This is a genomic window from Enterobacter cloacae complex sp. 342H5, from assembly GCF_050030905.1.
Taxonomy (GTDB): domain Bacteria; phylum Pseudomonadota; class Gammaproteobacteria; order Enterobacterales; family Enterobacteriaceae; genus Enterobacter; species Enterobacter intestinihominis.
In genome coordinates this window covers 1,969,292-1,993,881 of the sequence record NZ_JBLGVB010000001.1, presented here as the reverse complement: position 1 = coordinate 1,993,881, position 24,590 = coordinate 1,969,292, and the positions used below count along the sequence as shown (strand labels likewise).

The window sequence follows — 24,590 nt, the reverse complement described above, 5'->3', positions numbered from 1 at the left end:
TCTACGGGGCCAGCTACGCTGGTCCCCGCAACCACTCCCGGTTCAGCGTTTCGCTGTCTCCCAGATAATCCAGCAGCCAGGCCATGGCGGGCGAGACGTCGTTTTGCTGCCACGTCAGACAGCATGCAGCATCCGGGAAAGGGTTTTCCAGCGTCAGAGCCACCCACTCTCCCGCGTCGATGCGCGGGCGCGCAAAATGCACCGGCACCATGCCAACGCACAGCCCCGCGCTCAGACAGGTGGCTGACGACTCCCAGTCCGGCGCAACCACGCGGCGCTGATTATCCAGCAGCCAGGTAATGCGCTTGGGCAGCGAGCGGGAGGTATCTTCCAGCACCAGCGAGGGCCAGTTGCGTAAGGTGTCATCACTCAGCGGCCCGTCCAGCGCCGCCAGCGGGTGATCGCGCGCGACCACGCAGGTCCAGCTCAGCATGCCCATGTCGCGAAACGCGTAGCGCCCGCCAACCGGGATCGCCTGGGTTGCACCAATCGCCATCTCCGCCCTGCCGTCCGCCAGCGCATCCCATACGCCGTTGAACACTTCCTGCGACACACGCAGTTCGACGTCGGAAAAATGACGATAGAAATCGACGATCATCTGCCGGGTCCGTTCCGGCTTAACGATGTTATCCACCGCGATAGCGAGATGTCCGCGCCAGCCGTTGGCGATCTGCTGGCACTGCTCACGGGTGATCTGCATTTTTTTGATAACAGACCGGCCTTCCTTCAAAAACCACGCGCCGGCAGGCGTGAGCTCCACGTCGCGATGACGCCGCTCGAACAGCGGGACTGCCAGCCACGCTTCCAGCTGGCGCACCGTATAGCTGATAGCCGAGGGAACGCGGTGCAACTCCTGGGCGGCACCAGTAAAGCTGCCGTTACGCGCCACGGCATCAACCACTTCAAGGGAATAATCTGACCACATCTTTAGCCTGCAAATTTTTTGAATGCACCCACCAAATATTAGCGTTTCACAAGCCGCTTTGCACTCCCTACACTCTGCGCCAACGTACACCTGCCTCCTCAGGAGAAAAAACAGTGCAACCCAGGAAAGGATTTTTAGTCTGGCTCGGCGGCTTAAGCGTGCTGGGCTTTTTGGCGACCGACATGTATCTGCCCGCCTTCGCCGCGATGCAGGAAGATTTGCAAACCCCTGCCGCCGCCATCAGCGCCAGTTTGAGTTTGTTCCTCGCCGGCTTTGCTTTTGCGCAACTACTCTGGGGACCGCTCTCTGATCGTTTTGGCCGTAAGCCCGTCCTGTTGCTGGGACTGGCGATTTTTGCCGTAGGCTGTCTGGGCATGCTGTGGGTCCGCGATGCCGCCTGGTTATTGGTATTGCGCTTTATTCAGGCGGTCGGCGTCTGTGCCGCAGCGGTCACCTGGCAGGCGCTGGTGACCGATTACTACCCCGCCTCACGCACTAACCGCATTTTCGCCACCATCATGCCGCTGGTCGGCCTGTCTCCGGCGCTCGCTCCGCTGCTGGGCAGCTGGATCCTGGCGCATTTCGACTGGCAGGCCATTTTCGCCACGCTCTTTGCGATCACGCTGGTCCTGATGCTGCCCGCGTTCGGGCTTAAACCTGCGCATAAAAAAGAGACGCATCCGGACGCGAAGCCCATCACCTTTACCTCTTTACTGCGGTCGAAAGCCTATCGCGGTAACGTGCTGATTTATGCCGCCTGCTCTGCCAGCTTCTTTGCCTGGCTTACCGGTTCACCGTTCATTTTGCATGACATGGGCTACAGCCCGGCGGCTATCGGCCTGAGCTATGTACCACAGACCATCGCCTTCCTGGTGGGTGGCTATGGCTGTCGCGCCGCGCTGCAAAAATGGGAAGGCCAGCAGATGCTGCCCTGGCTGCTGGTGCTGTATGCGCTAAGCGTGATTGCGACCTGGGCTGTCGGCTTTATTCCCGGCGCCGGGCTTGCAGAAATTTTGATTCCGTTCTGCGTCATGGCGATCGCTAACGGGGCCATCTACCCTATCGTTGTAGCCCAGGCGCTGCGTCCATTCCCGCAGGCGACAGGCCGCGCTGCCGCGCTGCAAAATACCCTGCAACTTGGCCTGTGCTTCCTGGCAAGTCTCGTGGTCTCTGCGTTGATTGCAACCCCGCTGCTCACCACCACCAGCGTGATGCTGGTCACCGTTGTGCTGGCAGGATTGGGTTATCGCATGCAGTCCTCCGCCCATCGCGAGCAGAGTGAAAACGCGCAGACAGAAACGTCGCACGCCTGATTACGCGGGAAACTATGTTAAAAACCAGTGATTAGGTTGCTAACAATTTTCTGTTGAATCACCAAATTTTGCGGCCTATACTGAATTTGGTTCGATTAAATACGATAAATATTAAGTGTTAACGGGAGCCGGAGCGCTCCCGTTTTACCATGGAAGGCATTTCGGCAAGGGTTATCTCCCTTCCTCTGTTCTACGTCGGATATTAGCCTCGCGGGCATTTACCGTGAGATTTCTCACAAACCAAAAAAGCGTCTACGCTGTTTTAAGGTTCTGATCACAGCAAGGTGATGGAGAAGCTATGAGTTCATCGTGTATAGAAGAAGTCAGCGTTCCGGACGATAACTGGTCCCGGATCGTCAGTGAACTGTTGGGACGTGCGGGCATTACGATTAATGGCTCATCCCCCTCCGACCCCCAGATTAAACATCCCGATTTTTTCAAACGCGTGTTACAGGAGGGATCGTTAGGGCTGGGTGAAAGCTATATGGACGGCTGGTGGGAGTGTGAGCGGCTGGATATGTTCTTCTCCAGCGTTTTACGCGCCGGTCTTGAAAATCAGCTCCCTCGTCATTTCAAAGATACGTTACGTATCGCCTCCGCCCGCCTTTTCAATCTGCAAAGTAAAAAGCGCGCGTGGATCGTCGGTAAAGAGCATTATGACCTGGGCAACGATCTGTTTAGCCGTATGCTCGACCCGTTAATGCAGTACTCCTGCGGATACTGGAAAAAAGCGACAACCCTGGAAGAGGCGCAGCAGGATAAGCTACAGCTGATTTGCGATAAGTTGCAGTTGCAGCCCGGCATGCGCGTGCTGGACATCGGCTGTGGTTGGGGCGGCCTTGCCTGGTTTATGGCGAAACATTACGGTGTCAGCGTAGTCGGCGTCACGATTTCAGCTGAACAGCAGAAGATGGCACAGGAACGGTGTCTGGGTCTGGATGTCGATATTCGGCTTCAGGATTACCGCGACCTGAATGAGCAGTTCGATCGGATTGTTTCCGTGGGTATGTTCGAGCACGTGGGGCCAAAGAACTACAAGACTTATTTCGACGTCGCCGACCATAACCTGAAGCCTGACGGAATTTTCCTGCTACACACCATCGGCTCTAAACGCACCGATAACAATGTGGATCCCTGGATCAACAAATATATCTTCCCGAATGGTTGTTTACCCTCTGTTCGCCAGATTGCGAACGCCAGCGAACCGCATTTTATTGTGGAAGACTGGCATAACTTCGGCGCAGATTACGACACCACGCTGATGGCCTGGCATGAACGTTTCCAGGCTGCATGGCCTGAAATCGCCGACAACTATTCGGAACGATTCAAACGGATGTTCAGCTATTATCTTAATGCCTGCGCGGGTGCGTTCCGCGCGCGGGATATACAGCTGTGGCAGGTGGTGTTTAGTCGTGGGATTGAGCACGGCCTGCGCGTGGCCCGCTGAAAAATAACCCCGGTTACCCGGGGTTATTTTTTATTCTTCTTCCACGGCCTTTATTATCGCCGCCTCTTTCGCCGCCAGCACGCGCTCAACGGTATCCACGACCGCCTGGGTCTGCGGATCAATTTCGATATTTACGCGCTGCCCCAGTTTTTTTGCGCCAAGCGTAGTACGTTGCAGCGTTTCAGGAATTAAATGCACGCAAAAACGCGTTGGCGTCACTTCACCGACGGTCAGACTAATCCCATCGATGCCAATAAATCCTTTATAAAGGATGTATTTCATTAATGACGGATCCTGCACCTTAAACCAGATTTGACGGTTATTTTCCGAGGTCACGATTTTCGCCACTTCTGCGGTGGTCATAATATGGCCCGACATCAGATGCCCGCCAATCTCATCGCTGAATTTCGCCGCACGTTCAACGTTGACGGTATCCCCCACCACCAGCTCACCCAGGTTAGTGATGCGCAGCGTCTCTTTCATTAAATCAAAGCTTATCTGGTTACCGTTAATTTCGGTCACCGTCAGGCAGCAGCCGTTATGCGCTATCGACGCCCCGGTTTCAATGCCGTCGAGCATATATTCAGGCAGCTCAACTACGTGAGTGCGGAAATTCGGTTTTTCATCAATGGACACCACTTTGGCAGTGCCCTGCACAATACCAGTAAACATGCTTACAGCTCCTGTTCATTCCGAACGGCGATGACACCGTATAATCCCACCACAATAACAGTTGAAAAAACAGGTTGCCAGTGATGCGCAATTTCTGGCGATTTTTTCACTAGATAATTAGTTAAACCCCGCTACAATAGCTGGCATCCCTCTGTTTTTTCTTCTTGCTGCCAGTAACGGCGGCCTTTTTAGTCTCTCAAATAACTACAATACAAAGGTGTTCACGTGCAGAAGTATATGATCGAAGCGCGTCAGTTATTGGCACTGGCCATACCGGTGATCGTCGCGCAGGTAGCCCAAACCGCAATGGGATTTGTGGATACGGTAATGGCCGGTGGTTACAGCGCCACCGATATGGCCGCCGTGGCGATCGGAACCTCAATCTGGCTCCCGGCCATTCTGTTTGGTCACGGCCTGCTGCTGGCGCTGACGCCCGTTATCGCGCAGCTTAACGGCTCCGGTCGACGCGACCGCGTAGCCCATCAGGTGCGCCAGGGCTTCTGGCTGGCCGGGGGTGTCTCCGTCCTGATTATGATCGTCCTGTGGAACGCCGGGTATATTATTCGCGCCATGCATAATATCGACCCGGCGCTGGCAGATAAAGCAGTCGGTTATCTGCGCGCCTTGCTCTGGGGCGCGCCCGGTTATCTCTTCTTCCAGGTGGCTCGTAACCAGTGTGAAGGGCTGGCAAAAACCAAGCCGGGCATGGTGATGGGCTTTATCGGCTTGCTGGTGAACATTCCCGTGAACTACATCTTCATCTACGGTCATTTTGGCATGCCGGAACTCGGCGGCGTGGGCTGTGGCGTGGCGACGGCTGCGGTGTACTGGGTGATGTTCGGCTGTATGCTCACCTACGTTAAACATGCGCGATCCATGCGCGACATTCGTAACGACACCGCCTTTAGCACGCCTGACTGGTCGATGATGAGCCGCCTTACCCAACTGGGTCTGCCCATTGCGCTGGCGCTGTTCTTTGAAGTGACGCTGTTTGCCGTTGTCGCCCTGCTGGTCTCGCCGTTAGGGATTATTGACGTGGCAGGCCACCAGATCGCCCTGAACTTCAGCTCTTTGATGTTCGTCCTGCCGATGTCCCTGGCTGCTGCGGTGACGATTCGCGTGGGCTTCCGTCTGGGGCAAGGCTCGACGCTGGATGCGCAAACGGCAGCCCGCACCGGGCTGGGCGTCGGCGTCTGCATGGCAGTCTGTACCGCGCTCTTTACCGTGCTGTTGCGTGAGCAAATTGCCCTGCTCTATAACGACAACCCGGAAGTAGTGACCCTGGCCTCGCATTTGATGCTGCTTGCGGCCATTTACCAGATCTCTGACTCCATCCAGGTAATTGGCAGCGGCGTGCTGCGTGGGTATAAAGATACGCGTTCCATCTTCTTTATCACCTTTATCGCTTACTGGGTTCTGGGCCTGCCGAGTGGGTATATTCTGGCGCTCACGGATCTGGTGGTGGATCGCATGGGGCCAGCCGGATTCTGGATGGGCTTTATCATCGGCTTAACGTCTGCAGCCATTATGATGATGCTGCGCATGCGCTTCCTGCAACGTCAGTCGTCTGCGGTAATTTTGCAACGCGCTGCGCGTTAATGACCCTGTAGCCGCCGGCTGGCGGCTATTTTCTCTTCACTTTGCGCGGTAATGAAGCAATCGCGTGAAATCAGAGAGAAAAATGCATTTTCCCTCTTGCCACCTTGGGGCTGTGCCGCTAATATTCGTCCCCGTTGTCACCGACAACACAATGCGTTCATAGCTCAGTTGGTTAGAGCACCACCTTGACATGGTGGGGGTCGTTGGTTCGAGTCCAATTGAACGCACCATTCTGCGTCCGTAGCTCAGTTGGTTAGAGCACCACCTTGACATGGTGGGGGTCGGTGGTTCGAGTCCACTCGGACGCACCATTTCAGTCCTGAAATGGTGCAAAAATCCTCTTCTGAACGTCTTAATTTTTCCCTTCATTGAATGACTTAACCTTTCTCCTGCTACGCTTATTCTATGGTTCAGAAACGCAGGAACGCTTTCGATGAAAAAAATCGCCATTATCGGCTCAGGCCCAACAGGGATTTACACCTTTTACTCACTTCTTAACAACGCAGCACCGCTGTCGATCACCGTGTTCGAAAAAGCAGACCAACCCGGCGTAGGGATGCCCTACAGCGACGAGGATAACTCCCGGCTGATGCTGGCGAATATCGCCAGTATCGAAATCCCGCCCATTTTTATCAGCTACCTCGACTGGCTCAAACAGCAGAGTGAAGCCCATCTTGCCCGCTATAACGTCGACAAAGACAGACTGAATGACCGGCAGTTTCTGCCGCGTATTCTGCTGGGTGAATATTTTCACGACCGCTTTCTCGCCGTCGTTGCCGAGGCGAAAAAGGCTGGGTTTCATATCGAGGTTCACCCCAACGCAGAAGTCACTGATATTAAGGCTGATGCAGACGGCGTGGCCCTGTCAGTGAACGATGCCCCTTTCTCAAGGCGGTTTGATCTTGCAGTGGTCGCCACCGGTCACGTCTGGCCTGATGAAGATGAATCCACCCGCGACTATTTCCCAAGCCCATGGTCGGGGCTGATGGACGCGGATATCCGAGCCTGTGAGGTGGGGATTATGGGTACCTCCCTCAGCGGACTGGACGCTGCTATGGCGGTAGTAATGCAGCATGGTCGGTTTAGCGGGGAGCAGTTCGTTGTCAATAAAGGTAGTGAGGGGCTAAACATCACGCTGATGTCCCGCTCGGGCGTTCTCCCGGAGGCCGACTTTTACTGCCCTATCCCTTATGAACCGCTGTCGGTGTTAACGGAGTCTGTGGCAGAAAGCGAAATTGCCAAAGGCCCTGACGGGCTGCTTGACCGCATCTTTGCGCTGATGGTGAAAGAGCTTGAGCTGGCCGATCCGCGCTGGTGCCAGGCGATAACGATCGGCACGCTGAATGCTGACACGCTTCGTGATGTCTGGTTTGAGGATCGTAAAAAGCATGGTCCTTTCACCTGGGCCGAAGCGAATCTGAAAGAAGTGGAGCGCAATAAGTGCGAGAAACGCACCGTTGCCTGGCGCTATACCGTGCTTCGTCTGCATGAAGTAGTTCAGGCCATTGTCCCTTCACTCAATGAACGTGACAGAGAACGGTTTAAATCCGGGCTGGAGCGTGTGTTTATTGATAACTATGCCGCCATTCCACCGCAGTCTATCCGCCGGTTACTGGCACTGCGCGAGGCAGGGATCATTAGCGTAGTCGCACTCGGTGATGATTACGACCTGGATATCGGCAGCGATCAGACCGTCATCACCACGAAAGAAAAGCGTTATCGCTTCGACGTCTTTATCGATGCCCGCGGGCAGAAACCGCTCAGAAATAAGGATATTCCCTTCCCGACGCTGCGCAAACAGCTTGAGGAAACGGGGGATGAGATACCGGACGTGGGGGAAGACTACACGTTGCTGTCACCTGCGTCTCTGCGCGGACGTATCGCTTTTGGGGCGATCCCCTGGCTGATGCACGATCATCCGTTTGTTCAGGGTTTGTCTGAGTGCGCTGAAATTGGTAAAGCGATGGCGAAAGCGGCGGGGAATCCTGCGTCGGGCGTGCGACGAAAATTACCTTTCATGGAGTTTTAACAGGGCTTCCCTGCCCTGCGGTGTCGGATTACTCGAAGAAGACTTCCGGGTTTTCCGACAACGACGCGAAGGATTTAGTGTTCTTGTCCAGGGCAAGGATTTTGCCGCTTTCAATATCATACACCCAGCCGTGCAGGCGAATGGCGTTGTTGCGCAGGCCTACCGCCACCGACGGATGGGTCTTGATGTTGCTCAGCTGAGCAAAGACGTTCTCCTGCACCATCGCATTCACTTTATCGATTGGCTGATCCCAGGTTTTCTTCTCAACCACCGCTTTTGCCGCATCAGAATAGCGCAGCCAGTGGGAAACGGCTGGCATCGGCTCCAGATCGGCGTTGTCAGCAATCGCCTTCATCGCGCCGCAGTTGGAGTGGCCGCAAATAACAATATCGGTCACGCCAAGGGCCACTACCGCGTATTCGATGGTTGCAGAGACACCGCCAGGCTCCGGCCCGAACGGTGGCACAATGTTGCCCGCGTTTCGAATGACAAAGAGCTGTCCTGGCTCCTGCTGCGTGACCAGTTCCGGAACCAGACGGCTGTCGGAGCAGGAGATAAACAGCGCTTTGGGATTCTGACTGGACGCTAAACTACGAAAAAGCTCTTTACGTTGCGGGAAAATCTCTTTTTGAAAGCTGAGAAAACCTTCAATGATATGTTGCATAGCCATTTCTCTTTTATCTGTTTTAGTTTAGGTATGATCGTGATCACACTCGTAAAATTTAACCACCGTGCCTTAGCGGAGACAAGCAATATATTTCTGGCCCGACCGCTGCACAATCTCATCTGCGTTCGCCGGGATGTTTTGCCCTTCAAAGGCCCCGTACAGTCGCTGGTACGTTTTCCCGGTCAGTCGACCGATCACCGCCTCAACGGTGCGGGCAGGCAGCGGCAGCATATTCGGATAACTCCACATAAACGACACGGCGTCCTTACCAGGCGTAACCTGCATAATATCACCGGCCAGCAGCACGCCGTCGCCTGACTGCCAGTGCAGCACCGTGCCGCCTGCAAAATGCCCGCCCAGACGCAGCAGCGTCACCGACGGCAAAATCTCCAGGGCGTCATCCTCCCAGAAGCGTATCGCCGGACTGTCACGCATCACCCACTGCCGATCGCTGGCGTGCAGGTAGATCGGCGCGTTAAACGCGGCGGCCCACTCCTGCATGGTGGTGTAGTAATGCGGGTGCGAAATCGCGATCGCGCTGATGCCCCCGAGCGCGTCAATTAACGCTCTGGTCGCCGGATCGAGGTTAGCGATGCAGTCCCACAGAACATTGCCCTGCGGCGTACTCAGCAGAAGCGCCCGCTGGTTGATGGCAAAAGCGGGAACGGTTTTGATGCTGAACAGCTGTGGCTCCAGCTGTTGCCATTTGTTGGTGTGCGTGGTCGTAAGGCTGTCGAAGTCCGTCCATGCCTGGCCCGTCACCGGGACATACTGGCGCTCATCGTCGCAAATCGGGCAGTTTTTGGGCTGTTCATCGTAAGCGGTACCGCAGGTTTTACAGAGTGTAATCATCGGCTTTCCTCAGCAATAAAGGACTGAGTATGGCAGGGATTATCCATATGTGCTGAGGGGTGCCTGGCCCGCTTTTTTTGACTTATACTGTGCCAGTATCAAAAACTGAATAACGCAGGTGGCACATGGAAATTGATCTCGATAACTTAGTCTTTAACGGGCTGGATGAAGCAGAAGAGCGCAACGCGGAACGTCTCGACGATGCGGATAAAAAAGCCCAGGCGATTGTCGCCGATGACGACTGCGGCGATGCCTGCAAGATCTGAAGAAAAAGCACCGGGCTCCCCGGTGCTTTTTTTATGAATACATTTGCTACCCGCTATCAGATCTCCGGCGTTTTGCTAAACCCGGTCAGCATCAGGATCAGGCTTTGTTGAGATGACCCCGTCTCAAACTGATAGTGGTTTCCCTGACGATCGCCGCCGATATACCACGAAATTTCAGTTTTCCCTTCTGCCAGCGCCTTGCGTACCGCTTTATCGACATCCACCATCCGGTATTCGCGGGAGTGGTTCAGGTAAAGCACCGCATCCGAGCGATAGTTGCAGCGCGGCCGTGAATGCCAGCTCACGGTGGCCGGATCCCAGTCGTTGCTCGCCGGATAGAAGAAGATTTGATCCGCGCCGTTGGTTTCCACTTTCCCGCCATAAATTCTCACGCGGTATTTAAACTGGGCAGGATCCTGTCCGGCAGGCAGCGGAGGGATGTTGAACTTCACCAGCGACAATGTTTCGCTGTTTTTCGTCCTTCCGCCGTTCTTCCAGTTGTCCTGCACCAGTAAGACCTGGGGATCGGGCTGTGAAAGTGCGGGTTCCATGCTGCTGAGCCAGACGTTGGCCTTCGCTTTTGAATAACCATACGGCACGGTGGTGCCGCAATCCATTCCGCGGTTCATGCACAGGTCGGTCATAAAGCGCGCGGCATCTTCCGTCCAGCCGTTCATGAAGTCAGCATGCGCCGTATACAGGCTCCCCCATCGCTCTTCACGTTCACTGCCATGCATGGTGGGGTCGAGGGAAAGCTGGACTTTACTGGTATCCAGAGAGCTAATTGTCGGAAGCACGTACGCAATATTCATGTTCACCGTCGGGATCTTCACCGAGAAGGCGGACGGACACTGTCCTTTCGTATCGTAGGTGGCGTTAGCCAGGCCGTGGGCGGGCTTCAGGTTGACCCCGTCCCAGCAGTTCGGGAACTGAATGCCGATATTAAACTGCACGGCATCCTTCGCCTTGCGTAAACCGCAGACTTCACCCGTTCTGGTGGTGTAGCCCTTGCCGTTGGCGCATAAAAAGGTGATATGTGGATTTGGCGCGGTGCCGTGATGATCGCCCGCCAGCAGCGACAGCCCCGCCGGGAACGGGTGCAGTGGCCAGGCGTCAACGTTCGATGCCTGATAATAGGTTTTTTGATAGGCGGGTTTGACCACCGTTCCGTCCGGTAATTTTAGCGACGGAGCCCAGTAGGCCGAGCTGTCTGCTTTGTTATCGCAGGTGGTCTTTTCCTGGGTACGCAGCGATTCACGGCTGGAGTAAGCATCCGTTTGCACGTTACCAAAAAAATCGTGCAGCATGGCCTCGTTGGGCATGCCGTACATCATAATGGCATCATCGCCGAGGGTATGGGAATAACTGCATACAACATGCGCCTGTGGACCAGCGTGTGCCGCCTGCATGGCAAGCAATAGCACGGTGGCAGAAAGCGCGGGGGTTAATACTGTCCGTTTCATTATCATCTCCATCTGAGAAAGGAGATAGTGGTAACAAAACGGCTATCGTTTACCGAGGATTAGCCAGGGCATTTTTCTCTTCATTCTCACTTTACACGCATCACGCACAGCTCATTCCAGTACATTTCGCGCGTCCGGCGAAGTTCAGCGTGACGTTTTAACATAGAACCACTCCGGGTCGATGTTGGCTACGTCCACGCCATAGAGGCTGGCGACAGGCAGTATTGACTCAAGAACACGTTGCGCGCTGTTCTCCGCATTCTCTGGTCGGGGCGCAAAAAACCGCCGTAACGTGCTTATCCATTTTTTCATCGTCATTACCCTTCTCGCTTAACCTGGACTCAGTTAAACACGCCTTCATCATGAAGAGGAAATAACAATAATGACTGTTGATATGCGGGATCTGAAAAACTCGCGAGACGCTTCGTCCTAACCGGCCAGCGCTTTAACCACCGTTTCCATCGCTTTGGTGGTCAACTCACTGCGCTTAACGCGCTGGTTCGCCAGCGCGGTACGCAGTACCCCGGCAATCACGATATGCTTGGGCTCCTGCCCTAAGTCACGCATCTCCAGAACGACCTTGCCAACCACCCGACACATCTCCTGGTACAGCGCTTCGTCTTTGGTCACATTGCCCATTGCCATCACTCCGTTGCCCTAAACCGTCAGCTTAAATCATTCGTCGGCTGGATACAAAAAAGAAGCCCGGCGTGTTGTTCGCCGGGCTTCGTCTGGAAAATCAGGCGATTAGTTGTTTACCGGGATGACCGCGCCTTTGTATTTGGTGCGGATCCAGTCCTGAATCTCTTTGGAGTGCAGCACGTTCACCAGCGCGACGATATCCTTCTTCTTCTCATCACCGCGATGAACGGTAATGATGTTGGCGTACGGGTTATTCTCACCGCTTTCAACCGCAATTGGATCGTGGACCGGATCCAGACCGGCATCAATTGCGTAGTTGGCGTTGATCACCACCGCAGCACCTTCGTCGTTGTTGTACATCTGCGGCAGCAGAGATGCCTCGACGTTAGGGGTGAATTGCAGCTTTTTCGGGTTCTCCACAATATCGCTGATGCGCGCGGTCACTTTATCGATGCCTGGCTTCAGTTTGATCACGCCCTCTTTTTCGAAGATGGAGAGAATACGCCCTTCCTCGGAAACCGCATCACGCATGATGATTTTGCCGCCTTCCGGCAGATCCTTCAGCGATTTGTATTTTTTTGAATAGATACCGATCGGCTCAATGTGGATTGCGCCTGCACTGACAAAATCATAATCCTTATCGCCCGCATGGTCTTTAAGCACGCTGTTCAGGTAAGGGATGTGCTGGAAATAGTTGGCATCAATGTCATGCCCTGCCAGCGCCGTGTTTGGCAGAATGTAGTCCTGGAACGGTTTAATCTCCAGATCGATCCCCTGCTTTGCCAGAATCGGCTTAGCCTGCTCCAGAATTTCCGCGTGCGGGGTGTTGGACGCCCCCACGGTGAGCGTGTCCGCCCAGGAGGCAAAGCTCAGGGCGCTCAGGGTGGCTGCGGCGATCAGTGTCAGTGTCTTTTTCATGATGTGGTTCCTGTGTGTATTTATTAGCGTTTATCTAACAGTGAAGTAATGGCATCGCCGCAGAACTGGATAATGAACACGATGATCAGAATGGTCACCGTTGCCACCAGCGTGACGTCACCATGGTTGCGCTGGAAACCCTCCAGATAAGCCAGATTTCCCAAACCGCCGGCACCTATCACCCCCGCCATTGCGCTGTAGCTCACCAGCGCAATCAGCGTCACCGTCATACCTGAAACCAGTGCGGGTGAAGATTCCGGCAGTAAAACCCGAAACACTAACGTGCTCAGCCGCGCGCCCATCGAACGCGTGGCTTCAATTACCCCTTTATCCACTTCCCGCAGGGCAATCTCGACCAGACGGGCGTAGAACGGCGCGGCGCCCACAATCAGGGCGGGCAGCGCAGCGTTAGCGCCGAGAATGGTCCCCACAACGGTCTTGGTGAACGGGATCAGCAGAACAATGAGAATGATGAACGGAATCGAGCGGAACACGTTCACCACAATCGACATCACGCTGTAGACCGTGCGGTTGTGGAATAACCCGCCGCGGGCGGTTAAAAACAGCGCCAGACCGAGCGCGATCCCCAGAACAAACGTCGCCACGCCGGAAAGCGCGGTCATGTAGAGCGTCTCCTGGGTTGCAGCCCAAAGTTGATCCCACTTCAGGTGCGGAAAGAGTTCTTCAGCCATGCTTGATTACCTCGCCTTCAATATCGCTTTGCTTCAGGTCGGCGAGGATATTGTTCAGTTGTTCATCCGATGCCACCACGTGCACCCAGAGCTGCCCGAAAACACCGTGGGCGGTTTGCGTCATTTTGCCGTGCAGGATGTTAAACGGCAGGCCGTAGCGCAGGGTCAGTTCACCGACGATCGGCCTGTGCGTGCTGTGCCCGGTGAAGGTGAGCTTGATGACCGCGCCCTCCAGCTCATTTGCCAGTTCGGTATTGAAGGTCTCTTCCTCCGCGTACTGGCTCACCTGGCGGACAAACTGCCGGGTGATCGGCTGCTGAGGATGCGTAAACACGCTCAGCACCTCCCCCTCTTCCACCACCTTGCCGTTCTCCATTACCGCCACGCGGTCGCAGATTTTGCGCACCACATGCATCTCATGCGTAATGAGTACGATGGTCAGGTTAAAACGACGGTTAATGTCCAGGAGCAGATCGAGGATCTGATCGGTGGTTTGCGGATCCAGCGCCGAGGTGGCTTCGTCACACAGCAGTACGTCCGGATGATTGGCCAGCGCGCGGGCAATGCCCACACGCTGTTTTTGCCCGCCGCTCAGCTGGGACGGGTAGGCATTCTCGCGCCCCTTCAGGCCGACCAGCTCCACCAGCTCGGCAACGCGAGCCTGAATTTGCGCTTTTGGCACACCGGCAATTTGCATTGAAAAGGCGATGTTTTCCTTCACCGTGCGCGACCAGAGCAGATTAAAGTGCTGGAACACCATGCTGATTTTCAGGCGTGCCTGACGCAGCGCTTCTCCCTTCGCGGCGGATATATCCTGACCGTTAATGGTGACGCTGCCGGCGCTGGGCTTTTCCAGACCGTTCAGCAGACGGATAAGCGTACTTTTCCCGGCCCCGCTGTAACCAATGATCCCGTAAATCTGTCCCTGCTCTATCGTCAAATTGACGTTATCAACGGCTGTCAGCGCCAGCTTCCCGTTGTCAAAAACCTTCGAAATATTACTGAGTACGATCATTCTTATTCGTTATCCGTTACGCATATAGCGGTTTAGCAGTATGGATGTCCAAAAGATAGTAAACAGCCGTTATCAGCTTTTAAATGACCAAAAAAGAATTTCTTATAATGCGGAGGAATAAGCAGCGAACTGGCGGGTGAAAAGCATTTAGATGAATATCTGCAATAATTATCTGCCTTTTGCATATCAGGTCTCATTCATCCGACGAAATTGGTTAATTTTTCAGCACTATGTACTGATATAGCCATCCTCACATCCGGGCACCTTTACGTCTTGCTGTCTTTCAATCCAAAAACATAAGGATTATTCCTTTCTGTTCTAAAACCCAGTGAAACGTTCTTTAATGAGAAAATTTCATGGTCCTATCATCCGGTCATCACCTCTTCACAGGACATGACCATGACGCTTTACCACTCCGTCACCGAACTAATTGGCCATACGCCACTCATCCAGCTGCACAAGCTGGATACCGGCCCCTGCTCGCTGTTTCTGAAGCTGGAAAATCAGAATCCAGGCGGCTCGATTAAAGACCGCGTCGCGCTGTCGATGATTAACGAAGCCGAGCGTATGGGGCAGCTACGGCCCGGCGGCACCATTATTGAAGCCACGGCGGGGAACACCGGCCTGGGGCTGGCGTTGATTGCGGCGCAAAAGGGATACTCGCTGATCCTGGTGGTGCCGGACAAAATGAGCCGCGAGAAGATTTTCCACCTGCGCGCGTTAGGAGCGCAGGTCGTGCTGACCCGTTCAGATGTGAATAAAGGGCATCCGGCCTACTACCAGGATTATGCCCGGCGGCTGGCGAACGAACTGCCAGGCGCGTTTTATATCGACCAATTCAATAACGCGGCCAATCCGCTGGCGCACCGCACCACTACCGCACCGGAACTGTTTGAACAGCTTGACGGCCAGATCGATGCCATCGTCGTCGGCGTGGGGTCCGGCGGTACGCTGGGTGGCTTACAGGCGTGGTTTGAAGAACATTCGCCGCAGACGGAATTTGTGCTTGCCGATCCGGCCGGGTCGGTGCTGGCGGACCAGGTTGAGACCGGACGCCATCACGATGCCGGATCGTGGCTGGTTGAAGGGATTGGCGAAGACTTTATCCCTCCGCTGGCGCACATCGAAGGGGTTAACCGCGCCTGGCGCATTACCGATCGTGAGGCGTTCACCACCGCCCGCGATCTGCTAAAAACGGAAGGGATCCTGGCAGGCTCCTCCACCGGCACGCTGCTGGCGGCGGCGCTGAAATATTGCCAGGCGCAGACTACGCCAAAACGTGTGGTCACCTTCGCCTGCGACAGCGGAAATAAATACCTCTCGAAGATGTTCAACGACGACTGGATGCGCCAGCAGGGGTTGATTTCGCGTCCGCAGGCAGGCGATCTCTCGGACTATATTGCCCTGCGCCACGATGAAGGCGCGACGGTGACTGCCGCCCCGGACGACACGCTTTCCACCGTGCTGGCCCGCATGCGCCTGTACGACATCTCCCAGCTGCCGGTGCTCGATAACAACAAGGTCGTCGGCATCATCGACGAGTGGGACCTGCTGCGACACATTGAGGGAAATGCCGATCGCTTCTCTCTCCCCGTGACGGCGGCCATGACGCGTCAGGTCGAATATCTGGATAAGCTGGCCCCGGAGAGCGCCCTGTACACCATCTTTGACCGTGGCCTGGTGGCGATTATTTATGACGAAGACCGCTTTCTGGGTCTGATCACACGCAGTGACGTACTCACCACCTGGCGTAACCGCCTGACGAAATAAAAGGAGCAAAAGATGAAAAACCTGGCCACCCTCAGCGTTCACAGCGGTGAGTATCACGACACGCACGGCGCCGTGATGCCGCCAATTTACGCCACGTCGACGTTTGCGCAACCGGCACCGGGTGAACATACCGGCTACGAATACTCCCGGAGCGGCAACCCAACCCGCCATGCGCTGGAGACCGCCATCGCCGAACTGGAAGGCGGCACGCGCGGGTACGCCTTCGCGTCAGGGCTGGCGGCCATTTCCACCGTGCTCGAACTGCTGGATAAAGACAGCCATATCGTTGCCATTGACGACGTGTATGGCGGTACGTATCGCCTGATCGAAAACGTGCGCAAGCGCAGCACCGGGTTACAGGTGAGCTGGGTTAAGCCGGACGATATAGCCGGACTTGAGGCCGCCATTCGCCCGAACACCCGCATGATCTGGGTGGAAACGCCGACGAACCCGCTGCTGAAACTGGCCGACCTGGAGGCGATCGCAGACATTGCCCGGCGCCATAATGCGATCAGCGTGGCGGATAATACCTTCGCCTCCCCGGTCATTCACCGGCCGCTGGAGGCGGGGTTCGACATTGTGGTTCACTCCGCCACCAAATATCTCAACGGTCATTCAGACGTGGTTGCCGGGCTGGCTGTTGTCGGGGCAAATAAGGATCTCACGGAGCGTCTGGGCTATCTGCAAAACGCGGTTGGCGGCGTTCTGGATCCGTTCAGCAGCTTCCTGACGCTACGGGGGATTCGCACCCTCTCCCTGCGCGTTGAGAAGCACAGTGCCAACGCGCTGGCGATTGCGCAATGGCTGGAGCAGCATCCGCAGATAGAGAGCGTGCTCTATCCCGGGCTGGAGTCACACCCCCAGTATGCGCTTGCCCGCAGACAAATGGCGCTGCCGGGCGGCATGATCTCCGTTGTGATTAAAGGCGATGCGCAACGCGCGACAGAGGTGATTCGTCATCTTACGCTCTTTACCCTGGCGGAAAGCCTGGGCGGGGTGGAGAGTCTGGTGAGCCAGCCCTACAGCATGACCCACGCCTCCATTCCACTGGCGCAGCGTCTTGCAAACGGCATTGTGCCGCAGCTGATACGCCTGTCGGTGGGGATTGAGGATGCGGAGGATCTGATCGCCGACCTTCAGCAGGCGCTGGAAAAGTGAGCAAAAAACGGCGGGCGTTGCGCCTGCCGTCATAAGATGACATTAGGCCTTAACGCCTTGATAACAAACTTATGTGAATCTGCACAGATTGTTTTTGAAACGCTGTTTCCATTTTCCTTTTTACTGTGAATCAGCTTATAATGCGCGCCAAATCCCTGGTGAATGGTTTCAGCGCTTGGAATACAAAAAACAACGTACAACTTCTCCTCTCCTTCGTTGGGCTGGCACTCAGGCACACTTTCTTCTGCACGCTCATTTGATGTCACCTATTCTTAGTGCGTGTCATATACTCTTTCGCAACACAGGTTTGACTCCGCGGCGGTGCGCCCCCGGAGCGAGATTTCCATATCCTTCCCAACTTAAAGACTAAGACTGTCATGAAAAAGACGAAAATTGTTTGTACTATCGGCCCGAAAACCGAATCCGAAGAGATGCTGAGCAAAATGCTGGATGCCGGCATGAACGTGATGCGTCTGAACTTCTCCCACGGCGACTATGCTGAACACGGTCAGCGTATTCAGAACTTGCGCAACGTGATGAGCAAGACCGGGAAAAAAGCGGCAATCCTGCTCGACACCAAAGGTCCTGAAATCCGCACCATCAAACTGGAAGGCGGTAACGACGTTTCCCTGAAAGCGGGCCAGACCTTCACCTTCACCACCGACAAATCCGTTGTAGGTAATAACGAAATCGTTGCCGTGACCTACGAAGGCTTCACCAGCGATCTGTCCGTTGGCAACACAGTGCTGGTAGATGACGGCCTGATCGGCATGGAAGTGACCGCGATTGAAGGTAACAAGGTTATCTGTAAAGTGCTGAACAACGGCGATCTGGGCGAAAACAAAGGCGTTAACCTGCCGGGTGTGTCCATTGCTCTGCCAGCGCTGGCTGAAAAAGACAAACAAGACCTGATCTTCGGCTGCGAACAAGGTGTGGACTTCGTTGCGGCGTCCTTCATCCGTAAACGTTCTGACGTGGTTGAGATCCGCGAGCACCTGAAAGCGCACGGCGGTGAGAACATTCAGATCATCTCTAAGATCGAAAACCAGGAAGGCCTGAACAACTTCGACGAAATCCTTGAAGCGTCTGACGGTATCATGGTAGCGCGTGGCGACCTGGGCGTAGAAATCCCGGTTGAAGAAGTGATCTTCGCGCAGAAGATGATGATCGAGAAATGCGTTCGCGCGCGTAAAGTGGTTATCACCGCAACGCAGATGCTGGACTCCATGATCAAAAACCCACGCCCTACCCGCGCTGAAGCCGGCGACGTGGCGAACGCCATCCTCGACGGTACCGATGCCGTTATGCTGTCTGGCGAATCTGCAAAAGGGAAATACCCTCTGGAAGCGGTCGGCATCATGGCGACCATCTGTGAGCGTACCGACCGCGTGATGAAAAGCCGTCTGGATTATAACAACGACAGCCGTAAACTGCGCATCACCGAAGCCGTGTGCCGTGGTGCGGTAGAAACCGCCGAGAAACTGGAAGCCCCACTGATTGTCGTGGCGACCCAGGGCGGTAAATCTGCGCGTGCCGTGCGTAAATACTTCCCGGATGCGACCATTCTGGCGCTGACCACCAACGAAACCACCGCGCGTCAGCTGGTGCTGAGCAAAGGCGTGATCCCACACCTGGTGAAAGAGATTGCCTCTACCGATGATTTCTATCGTCTGGGTAAAGAAGTGGCTCTGGAACTGGTTGATTGTGGCCTGGCTCAGAAAGGCGACGTGGTGGTTATGGTTTCTGGTGCACTGGTACCAAGCGGTACAACCAACACTGCATCTGTCCACGTACTGTAATATTTCACGAACAAATTATTGTTTTGTTAAAAAGCGTCCTTCGGGGCGCTTTTTTTATTCCCGCCATTAACCAGAACTATTCAAAAAGCAAATCGGGTTTTTCTATTTAATCGCGATTTATCTAAGATGAATCCGATGAAAAATGCCTTTTTTAACATAGCTTTTTCGTCAAAATTGCCGATTTCGTTGCTTCTTTGAGCGAACGATCAAAAATAGGCGTAATCCCATCAAAAAAATATTCTCAACCCAAAAAACTTTGTGTAATACTTGTAACGCTACATGGAGATTAACTCAATCTAGAGGGTATTAATAATGAATCGTACTAAACTGGTACTGGGCGCGGTAATCCTGGGTTCTACTCTGCTGGCAGGTTGCTCCAGCAACGCTAAAATCGATCAGCTGTCTTCTGACGTTCAGACTCTGAACGCTAAAGTTGACCAGCTGAGCAACGACGTGAACGCAATGCGTTCCGACGTTCAGGCTGCTAAAGACGACGCAGCTCGCGCTAACCAGCGTCTGGACAACCAGGCTACTAAATACCGTAAGTAATAGTACCTGTTAATAAAATGGCGCACATTGTGCGCCATTTTTTTTGCCTTCGTCAAACCTCTACTGAAGCGCTTTCTCTACCTCGCCTTCCGTCACCGCCGCTGAGACACGACTGTTCTGAACCGAAAGGACAGAATTGCTGGCTGACGAACCATTGCCTGCTGAAACGGCAACCGGGATCCCGGCTCTGCGCGCCAGAGCTTTGTCGATTAGCGTTTTATCGCTACCTGATTCCGCTGCGAAGGCGGTAAACGCCGCTGAGTGCGTGAACGGCACCGTCTGTGGGTTTTCGCCCTCAGCCTGCGCCAGCGGCCTGTGCACCTCGATATAACGTTTGCCGTCCGGCTCGACGGAGAACTTAACCGGCTCATTGATAATCTGCACCCGCGTGCCGACGCGCACTTGTTCAAACAACGCTTTGATATCCGGCGCGTTCATTCGCATACAGCCCGAGCTGACCCGCAGCCCTACGCTGTCCGGCGCGCTGGTGCCATGAATAAGATACTCCCCATTCCCGATGCCCAGACGCAGCGCAAAGCGCCCCAGCGGGTTATTTGGCCCTGCGGGTACCACAGGCGGCAGTTTAATGCCCTGCGCCAGTGAGCGCGCTCTGATGCCCGCTGTGGGGGTCCAGGTAGGGTTAGGGATTTTCTGACTCACACGGGTGGTGCTGACCGGTGTTTCCAGCCCAAGCTGACCAATACCCAGCGGATAGACCTGCACGATATTTTCGCCAGGCGGATAGAAGTAAAGACGCAGCTCCGCCAGATTCACCACAATACCCTCACGCTCGGTGTCCGGGAGCAGCATCTGGGAAGGAATGGTAATGACCGTTCCTGGCGCAGGGTTTACCGGTGCAATGGTATTATTGGTTTCAAGGATAAGCTGTGCGGCGGTATTAAACCGACGAGCGATAGCCTGTAGCTTATTGTCGCCTTCCTGAATGGTGTATGTCTGATTTTGCCCAATCAGGCGGCTGCCTGCGGGCGGTAAAGGATAATCAACCGCCCTGGCTGAATTAACAGCACTGAGCGAACCAAGGAGTAATAGAGTTATTAGAGACGCGCGCTTCATGCTGAGATTCCTTATTCACTGACCAAACGTCAGAAAGCTGAAAAACTAGCGAGGTGGAAACCACCCCGCGAAACAGAATGAATGCTGTTCTGTCAGTTTAGCTAAGGATTGCGGCTTTGGCGCGTATGGCGCGGATCATCGCTTCCAGTCCCTGGGAGCGGGACGGGGTGAGGTGTTGGGTTAAGGCCATTTTTTCAAACCACGGGCGAACGTCAAAGGCGACAATATCCTGCGCCGACATCTGGTGATAAAGAATAAATACGACGGCAATAAGCCCCTTCACAATGGCGGCATCGCTGTCACCCTGTAAATCGATTACGCCATCATCCGTCTGCTGCATCTGGATCCAGACCTGGCTCTGGCAGCCCTGAATGATGTTGTCCCGGTTATGCGCCTCTTCGCTGAGCGGCGGCAGGCGCTGACCTAGCTCGATAATATAAAGGTATTTCTCTTCACAGTTTGCGCAACGCCCAAAGTTACGCAGCAATTTATCTCTGTCCGGCAAATCTGCCATCTCACGCCTCTCCGTTAGCCAAGCAGCTGGTGAATACGTTTCAGTCCCGCCACCAGTCTGTCGACCTCTTCCGTTGTGTTGTACATCACCAGCGATGCGCGGCACATGGCCGGTACCTGATAATACGCCATCAGTGGCATCGCGCAGTGATGCCCGGTACGTACGGCGACGCCGTAATTATCCAGGAAACTGCCCACATCATAAGCGTGATGCTTGCCGAGGTTGAAGGCTATCACACCCAGACGGTCAGCAGGGCCATATAAGGTCAGATCCGGGACGCCGGCAAGCTCCTGCAAGGCATATTGCATCAGCAGCTGTTCGTACTCCTGAATCGCCGCCAGCCCCGTTTCAGATACGTAGCTAATGGCCGCGCCCAGCCCGATGATCCCGCCTGTGTTTGGCGTGCCCGCCTCGAAGCGCCAGGGCGCCCGGGCGTAGGTTGTGCCTTCCGTCAGGCTGACGGTGGCAATCATTGACCCGCCCCCTTCCCACGGCGGCATGGCCTGGAGAATATCCTCCTTCACATACAGCACGCCGATGCCCGTCGGACCATACAGCTTGTGCCCGGAGAAGACGTAGAAATCGCAGTCCAGAGTCTGTACGTCAACCGCATGGTGCATCACCGCCTGGGCGCCATCAATCAACACTTTCGCACCGGCCTGATGGGCTTTGTCGACGATCAGCGCCACCGGATTTTCCGTCCCCAGCACGTTTGAAACGTGGGTCACCGCTACCAGCCGCGTTCTGTCGTCAAGCAGGGCGTCCAGCTGTTCAAGCTGAAGCGTACCGTCTTCGTTTAGCGGGATCACCCGCAGTTGCGCCCCCATACGCTCACAGAGCATCTGCCAGGGCACGATGTTAGCGTGGTGCTCCATCTGGGTGATGATGATGTTATCCCCCGCGTGCACCTGCGCATTGCCCCAGCTGTTAGCCACCAGGTTGATCCCTTCGGTGGTGCCACGCACGAACACCAGCTCTTCCGGCGAACGCGCGTTGAGAAACGCCGCAACCTGCGTGCGCACGTTTTCCATGCGCTGGGTCGCCTCGGCGCTCAGGGTGTGGATCCCGCGATGGACCGCCGCATAACCGTGGCGGTAAAACTCGGCTTCCGCATCCACCACTTGATTCGGTTTTTGCGCGCTGGCCGCACTGTCGAGATAGGCCAGCGGCAGACCATTCTCTTCACGGGTCAGTACCGGAAAATCTGCCCGGACTTTCTCTACGGGAAATATCATGCTTCGCCTCCAGGCAGCCGCTGACCGATACGGGCCAGCACCTGCTGTTTAAGTCCGCCATCGGGCAGCGCTTCCGTCAGCTCAGCCGCAAAGGCGTAAATAATCATCTTTTGCGCGGCCTGCTGGTCTATCCCGCGAGAGCGCAGGTAGAACATCTGCTCATCGTCAATACGCCCGACCGTTGCGCCGTGGCTGCATTTCACGTCGTCCGCATAAATTTCCAGCTGTGGTTTGGTGTCCACCTCTGCCAGACGTCCCAGCAAAAGGTTGTTGTTGGTCATCTGCCCGTCAGTTTTGATGGCGTGCTGCGCCACATTGATCAGGCCGTTAAACACCGCACGTCCTTTGTCGCTGACGATGGTTTTGTGCAGCTGACGGCTGTTGCAGTAGCCTTTGTTATGCTCAAGCCAGGTGCGCGTGTCGCACACTTCTGACTTCACCGGCATCGCCAGGCTGTTAATACGCAGCGTAGTGTTCTCACCGTTCAGCTGGGTGCTGGTATTGTGGCGCAGCACCGCGCCGCCAAGCAGGAAGCTGTGGCTGTAAGCCGCGGCATCCTGGCCCAGCAGAATATCGTTGTGGGCGAAGTGGTGACTGAGCGGATTCTCAAACGCCAGCTTGATATGGTGCAGCTGGGCGTTGGCCGCCACGTTCATCGTCAGACGCGAGCCGGTAAAATGGCGGGTGTCGTTCAGACTAACGTAATGTTCAATTACCGTCGCTTCTGCCCCTTCTGCCAGCTCGAGATGGTGGCGATAGTGGGCGGTGTTGATCTCGCCGCCCTCAACACCCTGGGTGATATGCATCAGCAGCAGCGGTTTCGCCGGGCGCTGGTTACGCTTAACGTGAATATGGGTGACAGACTTAGACAGGCTCTCTGTGAGGTGCAGAAAGACGTCAGGCTGGACCGGAGCACTCAACGACTGGCGCTCGTCGTTAATGGCGATATCGAACCCGCTCTCCTGTACGCTGTCGCTGAGTTCCTCACGAAACTGCCCGTCTACAAACACCAGACGCACGGCATCCACGCTCAGCGCCAGCACATCGCGCTGGCCGGGGCTAACCTGCGCCAGACGGGTGACAAACTCGCCGTTCAGCAGGCCGTCCAGCGGGGTATATTTCCAGTTCTCATGCTTACGCGTCGGTAAACCGAGACGCAGCATCTGCTGGAGATGGTGCTGAGCCTGTTCAGAGCGCGCTCCACCCTGGGCTTCAAACAGCCGGTGCCACTGCTGGAGTGCATTACTGCTGTTCGGTAAGCCAGCCATAACCCTGCTCCTCCAGTTGTTTAACCAGCGTAAAGTCACCGGATTTCACAATGCGCCCCTGATAAAGCACGTGGACATAGTCCGGTTTGATGTAGTCCAGAATACGCTGGTAGTGAGTCACGATAATAAATGAGCGGTTACCGTCACGCAGAGAGTTTACGCCGTCGGCAACGATCTTCAGGGCATCAATATCCAGCCCTGAATCGGTTTCATCGAGAATGCACAGCTCCGGCTCAAGAACCGCCATTTGCAGAATATCGTTACGTTTTTTCTCACCGCCAGAAAAACCCACGTTCACCGAGCGGGTGAGCAGATCTTCGGGCATTTTCAGCAGCTTGATTTTCTCTTCCATCAGATCCTGGAAGTCAAAGCGATCCAGCGCCTCAAGCCCGCGATACTTGCGCACCGCGTTCAGCGCGGTTTGCAGGAAGAACTGGTTGCTGACGCCCGGGATTTCCACCGGATACTGGAAGGCCATAAAGATGCCCTCACCGGCACGCTCTTCAGGCGACATCTCCAGCAGATCCTTGCCGTTAAACTCAACGGAGCCGCTGGTGACCTCATAATCTTCGCGTCCTGCCAGCGTCGCTGAAAGCGTACTTTTCCCGGAGCCGTTTGGCCCCATGATGGCGTGAACTTCACCCGGTTTGACGTCAAAATTGAGCCCACGCAGGATCTCTTTCTCTTCCACGCTAACCTGTAAATCTTTAATGCTTAACATGT

At 55.1% G+C, this 24,590-nt stretch carries 26 protein-coding genes and 2 tRNA genes; 12 read left to right on the top strand and 16 right to left on the bottom strand.

What is annotated here, in order from left to right; genetic code table 11:
* Positions 1-13: 13 nt before the first annotated feature.
* The gene (gene punR, locus ACQG03_RS09665) at positions 14-925 is read right to left on the bottom strand and encodes a DNA-binding transcriptional activator PunR (RefSeq protein ID WP_022647895.1); all 912 of its coding nucleotides are present in this window, start codon (positions 923-925) and stop codon (positions 14-16) included.
* 113 nt (positions 926-1,038) lie between these two features.
* Here punR and punC point away from each other — a divergent pair, with 113 nt between their 5' ends.
* Together punC and cfa are read left to right on the top strand one after the other, a co-directional pair.
* Positions 1,039-2,238 carry a purine nucleoside transporter PunC gene (punC, locus tag ACQG03_RS09660; RefSeq protein ID WP_023299943.1) on the top strand — a complete coding sequence of 400 codons (1,200 nt, stop codon included), beginning with the start codon at positions 1,039-1,041 and terminating at the stop codon, positions 2,236-2,238.
* A 298-nt stretch (positions 2,239-2,536) separates the two neighbouring features.
* The gene (cfa, locus tag ACQG03_RS09655) at positions 2,537-3,685 is read left to right on the top strand and encodes a cyclopropane fatty acyl phospholipid synthase (protein WP_022647893.1); all 1,149 of its coding nucleotides are present in this window, start codon (positions 2,537-2,539) and stop codon (positions 3,683-3,685) included.
* Positions 3,686-3,715: 30 nt separating this feature from the next.
* Here cfa and ACQG03_RS09650 read toward each other — a convergent pair whose 3' ends face one another.
* Positions 3,716-4,357, bottom strand: a complete 642-nt coding sequence (locus ACQG03_RS09650; protein WP_022647892.1) for a riboflavin synthase — start codon at positions 4,355-4,357, stop codon at positions 3,716-3,718.
* A 225-nt stretch (positions 4,358-4,582) separates the two neighbouring features.
* On the opposite strand from ACQG03_RS09650, the gene mdtK reads away from it, so the two are divergent.
* The 4 genes from mdtK (at position 4,583) to ACQG03_RS09630 (ending at position 7,985) form a co-directional block, all read left to right on the top strand.
* Complete coding sequence (gene mdtK / locus ACQG03_RS09645; RefSeq protein WP_032622176.1) at positions 4,583-5,956, top strand: MdtK family multidrug efflux MATE transporter; 1,374 nt, start codon at positions 4,583-4,585, stop codon at positions 5,954-5,956.
* 153 nt (positions 5,957-6,109) lie between these two features.
* Positions 6,110-6,186 (top strand) — tRNA-Val (locus tag ACQG03_RS09640).
* A 4-nt stretch (positions 6,187-6,190) separates the two neighbouring features.
* Positions 6,191-6,267: transfer RNA gene (locus tag ACQG03_RS09635), tRNA-Val, on the top strand.
* Positions 6,268-6,389: 122 nt separating this feature from the next.
* A complete protein-coding gene (locus ACQG03_RS09630; protein ID WP_063163277.1) occupies positions 6,390-7,985 on the top strand; it encodes an FAD-NAD(P)-binding protein in 1,596 nt (531 codons plus the stop codon).
* A 28-nt stretch (positions 7,986-8,013) separates the two neighbouring features.
* On the opposite strand, the gene ACQG03_RS09625 is transcribed toward ACQG03_RS09630, so the two are convergent.
* Both ACQG03_RS09625 and ACQG03_RS09620 read right to left on the bottom strand, forming a co-directional pair.
* Positions 8,014-8,649, bottom strand: a complete 636-nt coding sequence (locus ACQG03_RS09625) for a carbonic anhydrase (protein ID WP_426726118.1) — start codon at positions 8,647-8,649, stop codon at positions 8,014-8,016.
* A gap of 72 nt (positions 8,650-8,721) precedes the next feature.
* On the bottom strand, positions 8,722-9,504 hold the full coding sequence (locus ACQG03_RS09620; protein ID WP_063163276.1) for a hypothetical protein: 783 nt from the start codon (positions 9,502-9,504) through the stop codon (positions 8,722-8,724).
* A gap of 125 nt (positions 9,505-9,629) precedes the next feature.
* On the opposite strand from ACQG03_RS09620, the gene ACQG03_RS09615 reads away from it, so the two are divergent.
* On the top strand, positions 9,630-9,770 hold the full coding sequence (locus tag ACQG03_RS09615; RefSeq protein WP_003857665.1) for a hypothetical protein: 141 nt from the start codon (positions 9,630-9,632) through the stop codon (positions 9,768-9,770).
* Positions 9,771-9,826: 56 nt separating this feature from the next.
* On the opposite strand, the gene ACQG03_RS09610 is transcribed toward ACQG03_RS09615, so the two are convergent.
* The 6 genes from ACQG03_RS09610 to ACQG03_RS09585 form a co-directional block, all read right to left on the bottom strand.
* Positions 9,827-11,233, bottom strand: a complete 1,407-nt coding sequence (locus ACQG03_RS09610) for a DUF1996 domain-containing protein (protein ID WP_063163275.1) — start codon at positions 11,231-11,233, stop codon at positions 9,827-9,829.
* 144 nt (positions 11,234-11,377) lie between these two features.
* The gene (locus ACQG03_RS09605) at positions 11,378-11,551 is read right to left on the bottom strand and encodes a hypothetical protein (protein ID WP_426726157.1); all 174 of its coding nucleotides are present in this window, start codon (positions 11,549-11,551) and stop codon (positions 11,378-11,380) included.
* A gap of 111 nt (positions 11,552-11,662) precedes the next feature.
* Positions 11,663-11,872: a fumarate hydratase FumD gene (fumD, locus tag ACQG03_RS09600; protein ID WP_003857676.1), complete on the bottom strand. Its 210-nt coding sequence runs from the start codon at positions 11,870-11,872 to the stop codon at positions 11,663-11,665.
* A 108-nt stretch (positions 11,873-11,980) separates the two neighbouring features.
* Positions 11,981-12,793 (bottom strand): MetQ/NlpA family ABC transporter substrate-binding protein, encoded by an 813-nt coding sequence (locus ACQG03_RS09595; RefSeq protein ID WP_003857677.1) that lies wholly within the window; start codon positions 12,791-12,793, stop codon positions 11,981-11,983.
* 23 nt (positions 12,794-12,816) lie between these two features.
* Entirely contained in the window at positions 12,817-13,485 is a 669-nt protein-coding gene (locus tag ACQG03_RS09590) for a methionine ABC transporter permease (RefSeq protein ID WP_017384621.1), read from the bottom strand.
* Entirely contained in the window at positions 13,478-14,500 is a 1,023-nt protein-coding gene (locus ACQG03_RS09585) for a methionine ABC transporter ATP-binding protein (RefSeq protein ID WP_023299939.1), read from the bottom strand. The genes ACQG03_RS09590 and ACQG03_RS09585 overlap by 8 nt, the downstream gene beginning before the upstream one ends.
* 399 nt (positions 14,501-14,899) lie before the next feature.
* Between ACQG03_RS09585 and ACQG03_RS09580 the strand changes: the two genes are divergently transcribed.
* Both ACQG03_RS09580 and ACQG03_RS09575 read left to right on the top strand, forming a co-directional pair.
* Positions 14,900-16,270, top strand: a complete 1,371-nt coding sequence (locus ACQG03_RS09580; RefSeq protein ID WP_063163273.1) for a pyridoxal-phosphate dependent enzyme — start codon at positions 14,900-14,902, stop codon at positions 16,268-16,270.
* Positions 16,271-16,282: 12 nt separating this feature from the next.
* A complete protein-coding gene (locus ACQG03_RS09575; RefSeq protein ID WP_063163272.1) occupies positions 16,283-17,428 on the top strand; it encodes a trans-sulfuration enzyme family protein in 1,146 nt (381 codons plus the stop codon).
* Positions 17,429-17,457: 29 nt separating this feature from the next.
* Here the strand turns inward: ACQG03_RS09575 and ACQG03_RS09570 are convergent, their stop codons facing one another.
* The gene (locus ACQG03_RS09570) at positions 17,458-17,694 is read right to left on the bottom strand and encodes a hypothetical protein (RefSeq protein WP_426726156.1); all 237 of its coding nucleotides are present in this window, start codon (positions 17,692-17,694) and stop codon (positions 17,458-17,460) included.
* Here ACQG03_RS09570 and ACQG03_RS09565 point away from each other — a divergent pair.
* The 3 genes from ACQG03_RS09565 to lpp all read left to right on the top strand — a co-directional run bounded on the left by ACQG03_RS09565 (position 17,604) and on the right by lpp (position 19,776).
* Positions 17,604-17,798 carry a hypothetical protein gene (locus ACQG03_RS09565; protein ID WP_420968275.1) on the top strand — a complete coding sequence of 65 codons (195 nt, stop codon included), beginning with the start codon at positions 17,604-17,606 and terminating at the stop codon, positions 17,796-17,798. The two genes, ACQG03_RS09570 and ACQG03_RS09565, sit on opposite strands and share 91 nt — an antisense overlap.
* Positions 17,799-17,805: 7 nt before the next feature.
* Positions 17,806-19,227, top strand: a complete 1,422-nt coding sequence (gene pykF / locus ACQG03_RS09560; RefSeq protein ID WP_015570703.1) for a pyruvate kinase PykF — start codon at positions 17,806-17,808, stop codon at positions 19,225-19,227.
* 312 nt (positions 19,228-19,539) lie between these two features.
* Positions 19,540-19,776: a murein lipoprotein Lpp gene (gene lpp / locus ACQG03_RS09555; protein ID WP_001082307.1), complete on the top strand. Its 237-nt coding sequence runs from the start codon at positions 19,540-19,542 to the stop codon at positions 19,774-19,776.
* A gap of 60 nt (positions 19,777-19,836) precedes the next feature.
* Here lpp and ldtE read toward each other — a convergent pair whose 3' ends face one another.
* From ldtE to sufC, 5 genes are all read right to left on the bottom strand, one after another.
* On the bottom strand, positions 19,837-20,850 hold the full coding sequence (gene ldtE / locus ACQG03_RS09550; RefSeq protein ID WP_045309082.1) for a L,D-transpeptidase LdtE: 1,014 nt from the start codon (positions 20,848-20,850) through the stop codon (positions 19,837-19,839).
* Between the two features lie 97 nt (positions 20,851-20,947).
* On the bottom strand, positions 20,948-21,364 hold the full coding sequence (sufE, locus tag ACQG03_RS09545; RefSeq protein ID WP_063163271.1) for a cysteine desulfuration protein SufE: 417 nt from the start codon (positions 21,362-21,364) through the stop codon (positions 20,948-20,950).
* Between the two features lie 14 nt (positions 21,365-21,378).
* On the bottom strand, positions 21,379-22,599 hold the full coding sequence (gene sufS / locus ACQG03_RS09540) for a cysteine desulfurase SufS (protein WP_063163270.1): 1,221 nt from the start codon (positions 22,597-22,599) through the stop codon (positions 21,379-21,381).
* Positions 22,596-23,867 (bottom strand): Fe-S cluster assembly protein SufD, encoded by a 1,272-nt coding sequence (gene sufD / locus ACQG03_RS09535; RefSeq protein ID WP_022647875.1) that lies wholly within the window; start codon positions 23,865-23,867, stop codon positions 22,596-22,598. Before sufD ends, sufS begins: the two co-directional genes overlap by 4 nt.
* Positions 23,842-24,588 carry a Fe-S cluster assembly ATPase SufC gene (gene sufC / locus ACQG03_RS09530; protein ID WP_022647874.1) on the bottom strand — a complete coding sequence of 249 codons (747 nt, stop codon included), beginning with the start codon at positions 24,586-24,588 and terminating at the stop codon, positions 23,842-23,844. The genes sufD and sufC overlap by 26 nt, the downstream gene beginning before the upstream one ends.
* Positions 24,589-24,590 lie beyond the last annotated feature (2 nt).

Coding starts and splice junctions, on each gene's coding strand:
- punR (WP_022647895.1), bottom strand. CDS start 925: ATGTGGTCAGATTATTCCCTTGAAGTGGTTGATGCCGTGGCGCGTAAC.
- cfa (WP_022647893.1), top strand. CDS start 2,537: ATGAGTTCATCGTGTATAGAAGAAGTCAGCGTTCCGGACGATAACTGG.
- ACQG03_RS09650 (WP_022647892.1), bottom strand. CDS start 4,357: ATGTTTACTGGTATTGTGCAGGGCACTGCCAAAGTGGTGTCCATTGAT.
- ACQG03_RS09630 (WP_063163277.1), top strand. CDS start 6,390: ATGAAAAAAATCGCCATTATCGGCTCAGGCCCAACAGGGATTTACACC.
- ACQG03_RS09625 (WP_426726118.1), bottom strand. CDS start 8,649: ATGCAACATATCATTGAAGGTTTTCTCAGCTTTCAAAAAGAGATTTTC.
- ACQG03_RS09620 (WP_063163276.1), bottom strand. CDS start 9,504: ATGATTACACTCTGTAAAACCTGCGGTACCGCTTACGATGAACAGCCC.
- ACQG03_RS09615 (WP_003857665.1), top strand. CDS start 9,630: ATGGAAATTGATCTCGATAACTTAGTCTTTAACGGGCTGGATGAAGCA.
- ACQG03_RS09610 (WP_063163275.1), bottom strand. CDS start 11,233: ATGAAACGGACAGTATTAACCCCCGCGCTTTCTGCCACCGTGCTATTG.
- ACQG03_RS09605 (WP_426726157.1), bottom strand. CDS start 11,551: ATGACGATGAAAAAATGGATAAGCACGTTACGGCGGTTTTTTGCGCCC.
- fumD (WP_003857676.1), bottom strand. CDS start 11,872: ATGGGCAATGTGACCAAAGACGAAGCGCTGTACCAGGAGATGTGTCGG.
- ACQG03_RS09595 (WP_003857677.1), bottom strand. CDS start 12,793: ATGAAAAAGACACTGACACTGATCGCCGCAGCCACCCTGAGCGCCCTG.
- ACQG03_RS09590 (WP_017384621.1), bottom strand. CDS start 13,485: ATGGCTGAAGAACTCTTTCCGCACCTGAAGTGGGATCAACTTTGGGCT.
- ACQG03_RS09585 (WP_023299939.1), bottom strand. CDS start 14,500: ATGATCGTACTCAGTAATATTTCGAAGGTTTTTGACAACGGGAAGCTG.
- ACQG03_RS09580 (WP_063163273.1), top strand. CDS start 14,900: ATGACGCTTTACCACTCCGTCACCGAACTAATTGGCCATACGCCACTC.
- ACQG03_RS09575 (WP_063163272.1), top strand. CDS start 16,283: ATGAAAAACCTGGCCACCCTCAGCGTTCACAGCGGTGAGTATCACGAC.
- pykF (WP_015570703.1), top strand. CDS start 17,806: ATGAAAAAGACGAAAATTGTTTGTACTATCGGCCCGAAAACCGAATCC.
- lpp (WP_001082307.1), top strand. CDS start 19,540: ATGAATCGTACTAAACTGGTACTGGGCGCGGTAATCCTGGGTTCTACT.
- ldtE (WP_045309082.1), bottom strand. CDS start 20,850: ATGAAGCGCGCGTCTCTAATAACTCTATTACTCCTTGGTTCGCTCAGT.
- sufE (WP_063163271.1), bottom strand. CDS start 21,364: ATGGCAGATTTGCCGGACAGAGATAAATTGCTGCGTAACTTTGGGCGT.
- sufS (WP_063163270.1), bottom strand. CDS start 22,599: ATGATATTTCCCGTAGAGAAAGTCCGGGCAGATTTTCCGGTACTGACC.
- sufD (WP_022647875.1), bottom strand. CDS start 23,867: ATGGCTGGCTTACCGAACAGCAGTAATGCACTCCAGCAGTGGCACCGG.
- sufC (WP_022647874.1), bottom strand. CDS start 24,588: ATGTTAAGCATTAAAGATTTACAGGTTAGCGTGGAAGAGAAAGAGATC.